13 protein-coding genes are annotated in these 12,145 nt (G+C 72.5%); 6 read left to right on the top strand and 7 right to left on the bottom strand.

Annotated elements, in window-relative coordinates; all coding sequences use genetic code 11:
• Positions 1-9: 9 nt before the first annotated feature.
• Complete coding sequence (locus tag ACWD01_RS11240) at positions 10-522, bottom strand: DUF3574 domain-containing protein (protein WP_451160433.1); 513 nt, start codon at positions 520-522, stop codon at positions 10-12.
• Positions 523-827: 305 nt separating this feature from the next.
• Here ACWD01_RS11240 and ACWD01_RS11235 point away from each other — a divergent pair, with 305 nt between their 5' ends.
• Positions 828-1,070 carry a hypothetical protein gene (locus ACWD01_RS11235; RefSeq protein WP_451160431.1) on the top strand — a complete coding sequence of 81 codons (243 nt, stop codon included), beginning with the start codon at positions 828-830 and terminating at the stop codon, positions 1,068-1,070.
• A gap of 158 nt (positions 1,071-1,228) precedes the next feature.
• Entirely contained in the window at positions 1,229-1,939 is a 711-nt protein-coding gene (locus ACWD01_RS11230) for a chaplin family protein (RefSeq protein WP_451160429.1), read from the top strand.
• A 15-nt stretch (positions 1,940-1,954) separates the two neighbouring features.
• Here ACWD01_RS11230 and ACWD01_RS11225 read toward each other — a convergent pair whose 3' ends face one another.
• Complete coding sequence (locus ACWD01_RS11225; RefSeq protein ID WP_451160427.1) at positions 1,955-2,617, bottom strand: DUF2293 domain-containing protein; 663 nt, start codon at positions 2,615-2,617, stop codon at positions 1,955-1,957.
• A gap of 200 nt (positions 2,618-2,817) precedes the next feature.
• Between ACWD01_RS11225 and ACWD01_RS11220 the strand changes: the two genes are divergently transcribed.
• Entirely contained in the window at positions 2,818-3,318 is a 501-nt protein-coding gene (locus ACWD01_RS11220) for a cupin domain-containing protein (RefSeq protein WP_451160425.1), read from the top strand.
• Between the two features lie 7 nt (positions 3,319-3,325).
• The gene (locus tag ACWD01_RS11215) at positions 3,326-3,964 is read left to right on the top strand and encodes a uridine kinase (RefSeq protein ID WP_451160423.1); all 639 of its coding nucleotides are present in this window, start codon (positions 3,326-3,328) and stop codon (positions 3,962-3,964) included.
• A 58-nt stretch (positions 3,965-4,022) separates the two neighbouring features.
• Here ACWD01_RS11215 and ACWD01_RS11210 read toward each other — a convergent pair whose 3' ends face one another.
• The 5 genes from ACWD01_RS11210 to ACWD01_RS11190 form a co-directional block, all read right to left on the bottom strand.
• Entirely contained in the window at positions 4,023-4,904 is an 882-nt protein-coding gene (locus tag ACWD01_RS11210; protein ID WP_451160421.1) for a carbohydrate kinase family protein, read from the bottom strand.
• Positions 4,901-5,812, bottom strand: coding sequence for a pseudouridine-5'-phosphate glycosidase (locus tag ACWD01_RS11205; RefSeq protein WP_451160420.1), 912 nt, complete (start codon positions 5,810-5,812; stop codon positions 4,901-4,903). Before ACWD01_RS11205 ends, ACWD01_RS11210 begins: the two co-directional genes overlap by 4 nt.
• A gap of 67 nt (positions 5,813-5,879) precedes the next feature.
• Positions 5,880-7,163, bottom strand: a complete 1,284-nt coding sequence (locus ACWD01_RS11200; protein ID WP_451160418.1) for an MFS transporter — start codon at positions 7,161-7,163, stop codon at positions 5,880-5,882.
• Between the two features lie 49 nt (positions 7,164-7,212).
• Positions 7,213-7,743: a methylated-DNA--[protein]-cysteine S-methyltransferase gene (locus ACWD01_RS11195; RefSeq protein ID WP_451160416.1), complete on the bottom strand. Its 531-nt coding sequence runs from the start codon at positions 7,741-7,743 to the stop codon at positions 7,213-7,215.
• Positions 7,744-7,788: 45 nt separating this feature from the next.
• Positions 7,789-8,667 carry a glycerophosphodiester phosphodiesterase gene (locus tag ACWD01_RS11190; protein ID WP_451160414.1) on the bottom strand — a complete coding sequence of 293 codons (879 nt, stop codon included), beginning with the start codon at positions 8,665-8,667 and terminating at the stop codon, positions 7,789-7,791.
• 293 nt (positions 8,668-8,960) lie between these two features.
• Between ACWD01_RS11190 and ACWD01_RS11185 the strand changes: the two genes are divergently transcribed.
• Positions 8,961-9,839 (top strand): MHYT domain-containing protein, encoded by an 879-nt coding sequence (locus ACWD01_RS11185; RefSeq protein ID WP_451160412.1) that lies wholly within the window; start codon positions 8,961-8,963, stop codon positions 9,837-9,839.
• 60 nt (positions 9,840-9,899) lie between these two features.
• Positions 9,900-12,026, top strand: coding sequence for an excinuclease ABC subunit UvrB (uvrB, locus tag ACWD01_RS11180; RefSeq protein WP_451160410.1), 2,127 nt, complete (start codon positions 9,900-9,902; stop codon positions 12,024-12,026).
• Positions 12,027-12,145 lie beyond the last annotated feature (119 nt).

Raw genomic sequence — 12,145 nt, 5'->3', positions numbered from 1 at the left:
GGGACGACGTCAGAAATCGACACGCGTCGGTTCGTCGAGCCGCGCCACCGACTCCTGCCCGAACGCCTGCATGTACGCGTCGCGGATGCGTTCGATCCGGGCGTCACGGGCGCGGGCCTCGGCGGCGGGATACAGCAGGATCAGCTCGTACGAACGCTCCCGCTCGATGACGCCGTTGGAGTCGCGCCACTGGCCGCGCCCCTCCTGGACGGTCAGACCCTCCGGGAAGCCGGGTGTGACGCTCCGGTCGATGAACGCCATGAACTGGGCGTCCGTCACATCGGGCCCGCCGTCCGGCCGTTGCGTGCCGAAGAGAAGCCGCGTCTCGATGTAGGCATCGCCCCGCGCCGCCACCGCGGCCGGTGTCCCGGACGCGTTCCGCCCGTCGTCCAGGGTCGCCTGCGCGGCCGGTGCGCCGACAGCCAGAACGGCCACCGCCGCTCCGGCGACTGCCAGCAGGGTGCGCTGCCGTACCGACCGGGGCTTCACCGGGCGGCGGAGAGACTGCGTCGAGGTCGGCACGGTCGGGGTTCCCTTCTTCGCGGCGAGCGGCTGGCGGTCCGCCGGCCCGCGCTCACTCTTTCCGCCGGAACACCCCCGCAACCGGCCGGACACCCGCACCGGCCGGAATCCACCCGCACGAGCGCATCCGGCCGGCGCCTCCCGCCGGTGCCTCTCGCCGCGCATCCCGCAGTGTCCCGCCGGTGTTCCCTGCAGCGCCCCCAGCGCCCCCAGCGCCCCCAGCGCCCCCAGCGCCCCCAGCGCGGCCGGGGCGAGCCCGGGCAGGACGGGGACAGGGAACCGGTGACGTCGACAAGGAGTTGCGGATGACCGCAGGGGAAGGCGCGGACCGCCCGGCACCGGCCGATCCCGTGATCGCCGGGTGCACCGCGCCGGTGCACGGTGAGGACGGCCGGATCGACTTCGCCGACGACGCGGCCGTCGTCGTGCGCGGCGGCGTCATCGACGCCGTGACGACAGCCGCAACCGTCGCCGCCGAACTCGCCCGCGAAGGGCCCTCCTTGGTCCGCCGGCGCGACGGGCGGCGCATCCAGGACTACAGCACCTGAGAAAGGGGGAGCCCGGCTGGCCGCGAGTGCGAACACCGGCGAAACATGACACACCCGAAGGAGTGAATGCCGCATTCGGTAGAACCCATGTGGTCCGGGCGGCGTTAAGTCCGGTGCGGGCGAGTGCCCGTGGATTCTCTTCTGAAGGCAGGCAACCCATGAGGCGGGTTCACAGAAAGGGCCTGGCGACCGTGATGCTCACGGGCGGCGCACTGGCCATGGCGACGGGTTACGCCCAGGCGGACGCGGGTGCGCACGGTTCCGCGGCGGGATCTCCTGGCGTGCTCTCCGGCAACGGCGTCCAGCTCCCCGTGCACGTCCCGGTGAACGTGTGCGGCAACACGGTCAATGTCGTCGGACTGCTCAACCCGGCCGCGGGCAACAGCTGCGCCAGCGTGTCGGACGGCGGCGAGGGGGGCGGCGGAGACCACGGCGGCGGTACGCACGAGGGCGGCTCCCCGGGTTCTCAGGACGGCACGGGCTCCCACAACGGCGGCGGCGCTCACGCCGACGGCGAAACAGCCCATTCCCCGGGCGTGCTGTCGGGCAACGGTGTGCAGCTTCCCGTCGACCTTCCGGTCAACGTCAGCGGCAACTCGGTGAACGTCGTCGGCATCGGCAACCCCGCCACCGGCAACACGTCGGTGAACGACTCGAGCGAGCCGCCCGCGCAGGAGAAGCCGGCCACCCCGCCCCGTGGGAAGCCCGAGAAGCCTGCCGCGCAGGGCGAAGAGGCACCGAAGCCGGACGGGGCGTCGCTCGCCCAGACCGGATCCGACGGGCTCGCGTTCGCCGTGCCCGCCGGCGCGACGATGATCCTCGGCGGCCTCGTGCTGTACCGGCGGTTCCGCCCCTCCCAGGAGTCCTAAGACCTCTCGTTCGGATCAGGCCGGGTCCACGGGCCGCCGCCAGGACGCCAGCACCGCGTCGATCTCCTGGGCGACGCGGGCCCGCGCCCGGTGGCGGGCCACACCTGCCATCAACAGGGCGTCGTACGCGGTGTCGACGTGCCGTACGGACGCGCGCACCGCGGCCGTGACGGCTCCCTCGTCCAGCGAGCGGCCCGCCGCGGTACGGCCCACGCGCCCGCTGCCGCGGACGGAGGTGTGCGAGGCGATGCGAGCGGCACGCTCCTCGGGGCAGCCGGGGAACAACCGCCCGATCACCGCCGTCAGTTCCCCGGTGAACCGCACGTCCTCGGCGGCCCGGCGCTCCGCGTCCCGCGCACGTCGGCGGGCGCGGGAGTCCGCGTCGGCCAGACAGGCGGACTCCGCGCGGGCGAGCGCCGGTTCCTCGACGAGCAGCCCTTGGCGCTCGTAGCGCCCCCGCCGCCGGTTGAGGCGGACCACCACCGCCCACAGCGAACTCGCCTGCCGTGCCCGCCTGGTCAGTGCGGCGTCGCCCCTCGGCAGGTACACGAGGTGGCCGAGGTCCGCGCAGTCCAGGCAGACCGGCGCGCCGGACTCGACGAGATGCATCGGGAGCGGGCCCCTGCGGCACTCCGAGCAGTGCCTTCCCTTCAGCGGCCGGATCACCACCAGGTCCATGCCCGGTACGTACCCAGCGGCTGCGCTCCGCTCCCTCGGGACTCGACCGCGCCGCCCCCGACGGCCGTCGGCGACCGGACCACGCCATGGACGGGGCAGCGCGACACGGCGCTACCCGCAGTCTCGCGATGCCCCTCCCTCGCCCGGGTGTTCGATAGCTTGGGGCGGTTTGATCGAGCGATGAATCCAAGGGGAGGGCCATGCGCGGCTTCACGGTCAGGGGAAAGCGGTTCGACGTACGGACGGCGCTGCTGCTGACGGCCTGCACGGCAGCACTGGCGGTCGTGCCGTCCGCCGCGAACGCGACGCCCGGCCACGGCGTGACCGGCACGGTCCTCGCACAGGGCCGCACGGAGGGCAGGGTGGACATCACGGCCAAGGGCAGCACCGACGTGGTCGTCCGCACCCTCACCATCGAGCCCGGCGGCTCGACGGGCTGGCACCACCACCCCGGCCAGGTCCTGGCCGTCGTCCGGTCGGGCACCCTGACCCGGACCCTCGACGACTGCTCCCTCGAAATCACGGAACCGGGTGGCGTCGTCCTCGAACCGGCCGGCGCCCGTCACCGCCACATCGGCCGAAACCTCGGCACCGAGCCGGTCGTCCTGTACGTGACCTACTTCGTGCCCGCCGACAGCCCCCTCTCCCTCGACGAGGACGCCCCGGCCTGCGAGGACGGGGCCGCGGCGAGCGGGCGATGATGGGCCCGTGCGACTCGAGGCGATCACCTGGGAGCGGCTGACCGGGCACCTGGCCGACCAGGTCCTGCGGACCACCGCCGACGACGGCAGCCCCTGGCTCCGCATCGGCGTCGACGGCGCTCCCGCCGCACGCCCCGGAGAGCTCGCCGGGCGGCTCGCCGAAGCGCTGCGGGTACGGGGACGACGCGCCGTCGTGGTCGGGACCGGCGGCTTTCTCCGCCCGGCGTCGCTGCGGTTCGAGTACGGACGCGAGGACCCCGACACGTACTACAGCGACTGGTTCGACACCGGCGCACTGTGGCGGGAGGTGTTCGGCCCGCTGGAGGCGGGTGGAACCGGCCGGATCCTGCCCGACCTGTGGGACCCGGAGACCGACCGGGCCACGCGCAGCCCGCACGTCGTACTACCTCCGGGCGGCGTGCTGCTGCTGCACGGGCCGTTCCTGCTCGGGCACTGGTTCCCCTTCGACCTGACCGTGCACCTGCGGCTCTCGCCGGGCGCGCTGGAGCGCCGCACGGAGGCGAGCGAACGCTGGACCCTCCCGGCGTACGCGCGGTACGAGGACGAGGTCGGCCCCGGCGATACGGCCGACGTGCTCGTGCGGGCCGACGACCCGCGCCACCCGGCCTGGTCCGGCACCGGCTGATGTTGCTGGTACGGCGGGGCGGTTTCGTCCGGCTCAGGGGGCCGTCAGGACGGGCGGCTCAGGGCCGGCCGCCCGTCCTGCCCACCGCTTCCGCACCCGCCCGGCAGCCCTCTTCCGCCGCCGCAGCGGCATCGGCGCCCGCCAGCCGCGCCGCCAGAAACGCCCCCGTGAAGGCGTCGCCCGCGCCCGTCGTGTCCAGCGCCTCGGCCGGGCACGGCGGCAGGCGTGCCGTGACCCGGCCGGCCTCGGCGATCAGCGCACCCCCGGCTCCCAGCGTCACCACCGCCAGCCGCACCAGGCGGCTGAGCTTCGCGGCGGCTTCCGCCGGGTCGGGCAGACCGGTCAGGAGCCGGGCCTCGTCCGCGTTCGGGAGCAGGACGTCCACGCCCTCGAGGACCGACAGCACGCGCCCGACGCCCAGTTCGGCGATGAAGCCGGTGGAGGCGGGGTCCACGCTCACCGGCACGCCCCTGGCGCATGCCGCCGCCATGGCGCTCAGTGCGGCGGCCCGGCTGGTGTGGGAGAAGAACAGATAGCCGGACAGATGCAGATGGCCGACGCCGTCAAGCATCGACGCTGACCAGTCCGCCGGGCACAGCCGCAGCACCGCGCCGCTGTCGGTGAGGAACGTCCGCTCGGCGGTGGCGTCCACGAGCGCGACGACCGTCGCGGTCGGAACCTCGTCGTCGGGCACGAGCAGCGGCACCACCCCTGCCGCGCGCAGCTGCTTCGCGTGCCACTCCAGGTCGGCGACGCCCGCCCGGGCGAGCAGCCGCACCTCGCGGCATCCCCGATGGGCCGCCCAGCACGCCACGTTGGAGCCGGCGCCGCCGGGCAGGACACGGATCCGCGCGGCGGTGTCCGTGCCGGGCGCGAGCGGCGTGCTGTACCGGGCGACGACATCGGTGACGACCTCGCCCACGACGAGGAGACCCGTCACGCGTACGCCGCTGCGATCAGCGCCGCCAGCCGTACATTGCCGCGCACCGCCGCCAGGTTGGCCTCGAGGGACGCGCCGCCGGTGTACCGCATCAGCCGTTCGAGGAGGAACGGTGTCACGGCCTGACCCGTGACGCCCTCCTCCCGCGCCTCGTCGAGCGACCGTGCCAGCACCCGGTCGTGCAGCGCCGGGTCCAACTGCTCCGCCACCGGGACGGGGTTGGCCACGATCAGTGAGGAGTACGGTTCGCCGACGGCGTCCTGGGCGCGCATCACGGCGGCGGCCTCGGCGGGCGAGCGGACGGTCCAGTCGACCGGTTCGCCGGAGGAGGCCAGATAGAAGCCCGGGAACCGGTCCGTGCCGTACCCGATCACCGTGACGCCGAGCGTCTCCAGCCGCTGCAGCGTCGCCGGGACGTCCAGGATCGACTTCACGCCCGCGCACACCACGGTCACGCCCACGTGGGCGAGCAGCCGCAGGTCCGCCGACTCGTCCTGCGTCTCGGTCCAGCCCCGGTGCACACCGCCGAGCCCACCGGTCGCGAAGACGCGGACGCCCGCCCGGTCGGCGAGGAACGCCGTGGCGGAGACGGTCGTCGCGCCGCTCGTGCCCGTGGCGAGGGCGGGGGCGAGGTCGCGATGGCCCAGCTTGCGCATGTCCGGGTCGCCGGCGACCCGCTCCAGCTCGGCCTTGGTGAGGCCGACCCGGGCTCTTCCGTCGAGTACGGCGACGGTCGCGGGGACCGCGCCGCCGACGCGGACGAGCGCCTCCAGCTCCGCGGCGACGCTCAGATTGCGCGGACGCGGCAGCCCGTGCGCGATGATCGTCGACTCCAGGGCCACGACGGGAGCCCCATTGCGGAGTGCTTCCCGTACCTCTTCGGACACTATGACTGCGGTCTGGGACATGTCCCATCCCTGGCGCGGCCGAGGCGGCCGCAAACATCGGGACCGGGCGGGCCCGGCGCCCCGGCCGCTACCGCGGGGCCAGTGCCCGCCGCATCGCCAGTCCGGCCATCGGAAGCAGCAGCAGTGCGCCGATCACGTTCAGCCACCCGTACCCGGCCTGCGCCACCACCAGTCCCGCCGCCGCGCCGCCGATGCCCGCCGCCGTGTTCATCGTCAGGTCGGACAGGCCCTGGACCGCCGCCCGCGTGGGCTGCGGAACGGACTCGGTGAGCAGGGTGGAGCCGGCGACCAGCCCCGCCGACCAGCCGAGTCCGAGGACGAACAGCCCGGCCGCGGTCTGCCCGTGGCTCGCGCCCGCCGTCCCGGCCAGCAGCGCGGCCGTGCAGAGCAGCCCCGCCGCGAGGCCGATCACCGCGAGCCGCCCGAAGTGGTCCGTGAGCCGGCCCATCACCGGCGAGAAGGCGTACATGCCCGCGATATGGCCGCTGATCACCAGGCCGATCAGTTCGATGCCGGCGCCGTGGTGGCTGAGCGCGACCGGGGTCATCGACATGATCGACACCATGGCGGTGTGCGAGACGGCCACGGTCACCAGTGCCAGCCTGGCCATGGGCGACTCGCGTACGGCCTGCAGGCCCGCCTTGAGCGACCGGCCCTTCGGGGAGTTGTCTGTCGGGGACATGGCCCGGGCGGTGAGCAGCGGGTCGGGCCGCAGCAGTACGAGGACGAGCACCGCCGAGACGAGGAACACCCCGGCCGCCCAGAGGAACGGGCCGGCGGCCGCCGGGATGCCGAGTCCGGTCACACTCCGGCCGGCGGGGGAGGCGATGTTGGGCCCGAGGACCGCGCCGATCGTCGTCGCCCACACGACGGTGGAGATGGCCCGCCCGCGCCGCTCGGGCTCGGCGAGGTCGGCGGCGGCGAAACGGGCCTGCAGATTCGCGGACGACGCGCCGCCGAAGCCGGCCATGCCGACGAGCAGCAGAGGAAAGCTGCCGATGACGGCGGCCACGACGACCACTCCTGCGCCCAGCGCGCCGACGAGATAGGCGAGGACCAGCCCGGGGCGGCGGCCTCGCGAGGTCATCAGCGCGGCCAGCGGTACGGACAGCAGCGCGGTCCCGGCGACGGTGGCGGTCGGAGCGAGCCCCGACAGCGCCTCGGTGCCGCTGACCTGCTGTGCGAGCACCGCGGCCAGTGCGATTCCGGTGGCCACCCCGAGACCGCCGAGGATCTGGCTCGCGATCAGCACCGCGTTGATGCGCCGGCGTATCGAGGGCAGGTCGGCGGCGGCCGGCACCCCGGCCCTGGGAGCCTCGGGTATGTCAGCGGCGTCGGGGGTCGTGGTCACTGACGCAGTGTGCCAGAGCGGACCTCCGGCAGCGGGAGCGACGGGAGCGTCAGAACAACGGCTGCGGCAGGACGCCCTCCAGTGCCAGCAGCTGCCGTTTGGTCTCCAGACCTCCCCCGAAGCCCCCGAGCCCGCCGTCGGTCTCGACCACCCGGTGGCACGGCACCACGACCGGCAGCGGATTGGACCCCATCGCGGCGCCCACGGCCTGCGCCGCGCCCGGCTGCCCGACGCGGGCCGCGAGGTCCCCGTATCCGACGACCGTGCCGTACTCCACGCCGGACAGCAGCTCCCGCAGCACCTGCCGGTTGAAACCGGCCGAGAGCGACCAGTCCAGCGGCAGCGCGAAGTCGTGCAGCGTGCCCGCGAAGTAGGCCTCGAACCGGCGTATCGGCTCGGCGAGCCTGCCCGTCGCGTCCTCGACGGGCGCGGCCCCGAGACGGCCCGCCAGCTGTCCCACGGCGCGGTCCCGCACGGCTGGTGAGGCGTGGAAGACCACGCTGACCAGGCCGACGTCGGTCGCGGCGAGGAACAGCGGACCGACGTCCGTGCCGATCACGGTCCACTCGAACGTCTTCATGCGGACCACGGTACGGCCGGCCACTGACAGCCGGGCCGGATTTGCTCAGCCCACCGCGTCCCGTACGACGTCGGGGTGGTTGGTGATGATCCCGTCCACGCCGAAGCCGGCGACCCGCTCGGCGGCCGCCGCGTCGTTCACGGTCCAGGTGCTGACCCGCAGCGGCTTGCCGTGGGCGCCCTTGAGCGCGTGCACCGCGGCGACGTACTCGGCGGTGAGGGACGTGTGCGAGGGGTTGATCTGGTCGGTGAACGCCGCGTACACCGGCAGGTCCGCCACCGCGGGCCTGCCGAGGAAGCCGGTCGTGATGTCGGGCCGCTCGCGGTGCACGGCCCTGACGCTGTCCGCGCCGAAGCTCTGGATGACGAGCCTGCCGCGCACATGGCTCCGGTCGAGCCAGCCCTCCTCGCCGAGCACCCGCAGCGTGTCCTGCTCGATGCCCGGGTAGAGCTCGGGCTTCTTGATCTCCAGCAGCAGCTTCTGCCGGTTCTCGTCCACCCGGTTCAGGTACTCCTTCAGCGTCGGCACCCGGGCGCCGGCCCACTGGGCGCCGCGCCAGCTGCCCGCGTCCAGGGTGGCGATCTCCGCGGCGGTGAAGTCCTTCACCTTCCACGGGGCGCGGGCGGGGAACTTCTGCTCCACGTCGGTGGTCCGGGCGAGTGAGTCGTCGTGGACGACCACGAGCTCGCCGTCCCTGGTGCGCTGGACGTCGTTCTCCACCCAGGCGAAGCCCATGGCGTCGGCGAGGTCGACCGCCGCGAGGGTGTTCTCCGGCGCAGAGCCGGAGGCGCCTCGGTGTGCGATCACCTGCGGGCCGTCCGTGGCCGCGGCGGTGTGCTCGGCGCCCGTGGCGGAACCGGGCAGGACCAGCGTGGTGAGTCCCAGAGTCGTGGCGGCCAGTGCGGCGAGGGGGCGTGCGTACACGGGTTCTTCCTCACGTCGGTCGGAGCACGGACGGGCCGAGAGTGACAGTCCCCGGCCAACGAGGCACAGGCGAAGTATGGCCGGAGGGTGAACGGATCGCCGTCGGAGCCTTTCCGGCGGAGCCCGGCGGGCACGGCGGAGCGGACACGGCGCGTCGGGGTCGACAAATCTCCGCCGAGACATTTGCATACACTTCCGCGGGCCGTACCCTCGCCCAGAACCAGACGTTCCCTCAGAGACCGCGGGGATCGCGGGGCGGCGGGGGATCGCGCGGGACGAAGGGTGCAAAACGGATGCAGGGCACGGTCGACGGATTCGGCTACGGCCTCGTCACCCCGGTGGCGGCCTATCTGATGGCATGCCTCGGAGGCGCTCTGGGGCTGCGCTGCACCACCCGGTCCCTGCGGGACGGTGGCTCGTACCGGCCGGGCTGGCTGGTGCTCGGCGCGATCGCCATCGGCTCGGGCATATGGAGCATGCACTTCATCGCCATGATGGGCTTCACCGTCGAGGAGATCCCCATCGGCTACGACCGGGCGACGACCTTCGCCAGCCTGGTCGTGGGCATCGTGATGGTCGGCATCGGGATCTTCGTCGTCGGGCAGCGGGGCGCCACCCGGATGTCCCTGATCACCGGCGGGGCGATCACCGGGCTGGGCGTGGCGTCCATGCACTACCTCGGCATGGCCGGAATGCGGCTCCAGGGCAGCCTCGAGTACGACACGCCCACCGTCGCCCTCTCCGTGGTGATCGCCGTGGTCGCGGCGACCGCGGCCCTGTGGGCGTCCGTCTCGGTGAGCGGATTCCTGGCGAGCCTGGGCGCCGCCCTCGTGATGGGCCTCGCGGTGAGCGGGATGCACTACACCGGCATGGCCGCCGTCAGCGTCCATCTCCACGAGGCTGTCGAGGCGGTCGACGCGGCCGCCGTCGCCGTCGCCGGTGATCCGCCCGCCACGCTCATCGGCCCCATGCTGGTCGGGCCCGCGGTGTTCCTGCTGCTCGCCGGTGCCGTCGTGATGTTCGACCCGCTCCTGGTGTCGGGCGGCGAGCGGCACGGGCGAGGCGGCAGGGCCCCGGTGTACGGCATGCCGGCGACGACGTTCCGCCGCCCCGCGGACCGGGCCGCGGAGCGCCGTCGTCGGCGCAGTCACTTCGGGGCGGAACGCTTCTGAGCCCGCCGGTCCGCCGCCGTCCGGGACTCGACTGTCAGTGGTGGGTCGTACGGTTGTTGCATGCGGCCCGTTTCCAAGATCGAACGTACGGTGGCGCCTTTCGAGGTCGTCAGCCCCTTCCGGCCCAGCGGCGACCAGCCGACGGCCATCACCGAGCTGGAGCGACGTGTCCGTGCCGGTGAGAAGGACGTCGTCCTGCTCGGCGCGACCGGCACGGGCAAGTCGGCGACCACGGCCTGGATGATCGAGAAGCTCCAGCGCCCCACCCTGGTCATGGCTCCGAACAAGACCCTGGCCGCCCAGCTGGCGAACGAGTTCCGCGAGCTCCTCCCGAACAACGCGGTGGAGTACTTCGTCTCGTACTACGACTACTACCAGCCCGAGGCGTACGTCCCGCAGTCGGACACCTACATCGAGAAGGACTCCTCGATCAACGAGGAGGTCGAGCGGCTGCGCCACTCCGCGACGAATTCGCTCCTCACCCGGCGCGACGTCGTCGTGGTTGCCTCCGTCTCCTGCATCTACGGCCTGGGCACCCCGCAGGAATACGTGGACCGGATGGTGCAGCTCAAGGTCGGCGACGAGATCGACCGCGACCAGCTGCTGCGCCGCTTCGTCGACATCCAGTACACGCGCAACGACACGGCGTTCCAGCGGGGCACGTTCCGGGTCCGCGGCGACACCATCGAGATCTTCCCGGTCTACGAGGAGCTCGCCGTCCGCATCGAGATGTTCGGCGACGAGATCGAGGCCCTGTCCACCCTCCATCCGCTGACCGGCGAGATCCTCAGTGAGGACCAGTCGCTGTACGTGTTCCCCGCCAGCCACTACGTGGCGGGTCCGGAGCGCATGGAGAAGGCGGTCAACGGCATCGAGGCGGAGCTGGAGCAGCGCCTGGCCGAGCTCGACAAGCAGGGCAAGCTGCTCGAGTCCCAGCGGCTGCGCATGCGCACCACGTACGACATCGAGATGATGCGCCAGATCGGCTCCTGCTCGGGCATCGAGAACTACTCGATGCACTTCGACGACCGCGACCCCGGCTCCCCGCCGAACACCCTTCTCGACTACTTCCCGGAGGACTTCCTCCTCGTCATCGACGAGTCGCACGTCACCGTCCCGCAGATCGGCGCCATGTACGAGGGCGACGCGTCCCGCAAGCGCACGCTCGTCGACCACGGCTTCCGGCTGCCGTCCGCGCTGGACAACCGCCCGCTGAAGTGGGAGGAGTTCAGGGAGCGCATCGGCCAGACCGTGTATCTGTCGGCCACCCCGGGCACCTACGAGCTCTCCCGCGGCGACGGCTTCGTCGAGCAGATCATCCGGCCCACCGGCCTCATCGACCCGCAGGTCGTCGTCAAGCCCACGGAGGGCCAGATCGACGACCTGGTCCACGAGATCCGCGAGCGCACCGAGAAGGACGAGCGGGTCCTGGTCACCACACTGACCAAGAAGATGGCCGAGGACCTGACGGAGTACTTCCTCGAGCTGGGCATCCAGGTCCGCTATCTGCACAGCGACGTCGACACGCTGCGCCGCGTAGAACTGCTGCGGGAACTGCGCGCCGGCGAGTACGACGTCCTGGTCGGCATCAACCTCCTGCGCGAGGGGCTCGACCTGCCCGAGGTGTCGCTGGTCGCGATCCTCGACGCGGACAAGGAGGGCTTCCTGCGCTCCGGCACGTCCCTGATCCAGACCATCGGCCGCGCGGCGCGCAACGTGTCCGGCCAGGTCCATATGTACGCGGACAAGATCACCCCGGCGATGGAGAAGGCCATCGAGGAGACCAACCGCCGCCGGGAGAAGCAGATCGCGTACAACACGGAGAAGGGCATCGACCCGCAGCCGCTCCGCAAGAAGATCAACGACATCGTGGCGACCATCGCGCGCGAAGAGGTCGACACCGAACAGCTGCTGGGCACCGGCTACCGTCAGATGAAGGCCGACAAGCCGGGCAAGGGCGCCAAGGCTCCCGTCCCCTCGCTCCGCTCCGGCGCGGGAGCGGGCCGCAAGGGCGAGATCCTCACCGACCGCCCGGCCACCGAACTGGCCGGAATCATCGAGGAGATGACCGACCGGATGCGCGCGGCCGCCGCGGAGCTCCAGTTCGAGGTCGCGGCCCGCCTGCGTGACGAGGTGAGCGAACTGAAGAAGGAACTGCGCCAGATGAAGGAGGCAGGGCTCGCGTGAGCCCACAGGGCCGGCCGTGACGGCCGGACAGGATCGCTGTGTTGCAAGACCGACACAAAAACAGACGGCCCCGCCGCGCTGTCGGTGCGACTGCGTAGGGTACTTGGACAACCGCACAC

Source organism: Streptomyces sp. NPDC002835 (genome assembly GCF_053591995.1).
This window is presented reverse-complemented; position numbering and strand designations above follow the sequence as displayed.

Excerpts from the sequence above, each read along its gene's own strand:
- ACWD01_RS11225 (WP_451160427.1), bottom strand. The coding sequence starts at position 2,617 with ATGGACCTGGTGGTGATCCGGCCGCTGAAGGGAAGGCACTGCTCGGAG.
- uvrB (WP_451160410.1), top strand. The coding sequence starts at position 9,900 with ATGCGGCCCGTTTCCAAGATCGAACGTACGGTGGCGCCTTTCGAGGTC.
- ACWD01_RS11185 (WP_451160412.1), top strand. The coding sequence starts at position 8,961 with ATGCAGGGCACGGTCGACGGATTCGGCTACGGCCTCGTCACCCCGGTG.
- ACWD01_RS11220 (WP_451160425.1), top strand. The coding sequence starts at position 2,818 with ATGCGCGGCTTCACGGTCAGGGGAAAGCGGTTCGACGTACGGACGGCG.
- ACWD01_RS11195 (WP_451160416.1), bottom strand. The coding sequence starts at position 7,743 with ATGAAGACGTTCGAGTGGACCGTGATCGGCACGGACGTCGGTCCGCTG.
- ACWD01_RS11230 (WP_451160429.1), top strand. The coding sequence starts at position 1,229 with ATGAGGCGGGTTCACAGAAAGGGCCTGGCGACCGTGATGCTCACGGGC.
- ACWD01_RS11205 (WP_451160420.1), bottom strand. The coding sequence starts at position 5,812 with ATGTCCCAGACCGCAGTCATAGTGTCCGAAGAGGTACGGGAAGCACTC.
- ACWD01_RS11235 (WP_451160431.1), top strand. The coding sequence starts at position 828 with ATGACCGCAGGGGAAGGCGCGGACCGCCCGGCACCGGCCGATCCCGTG.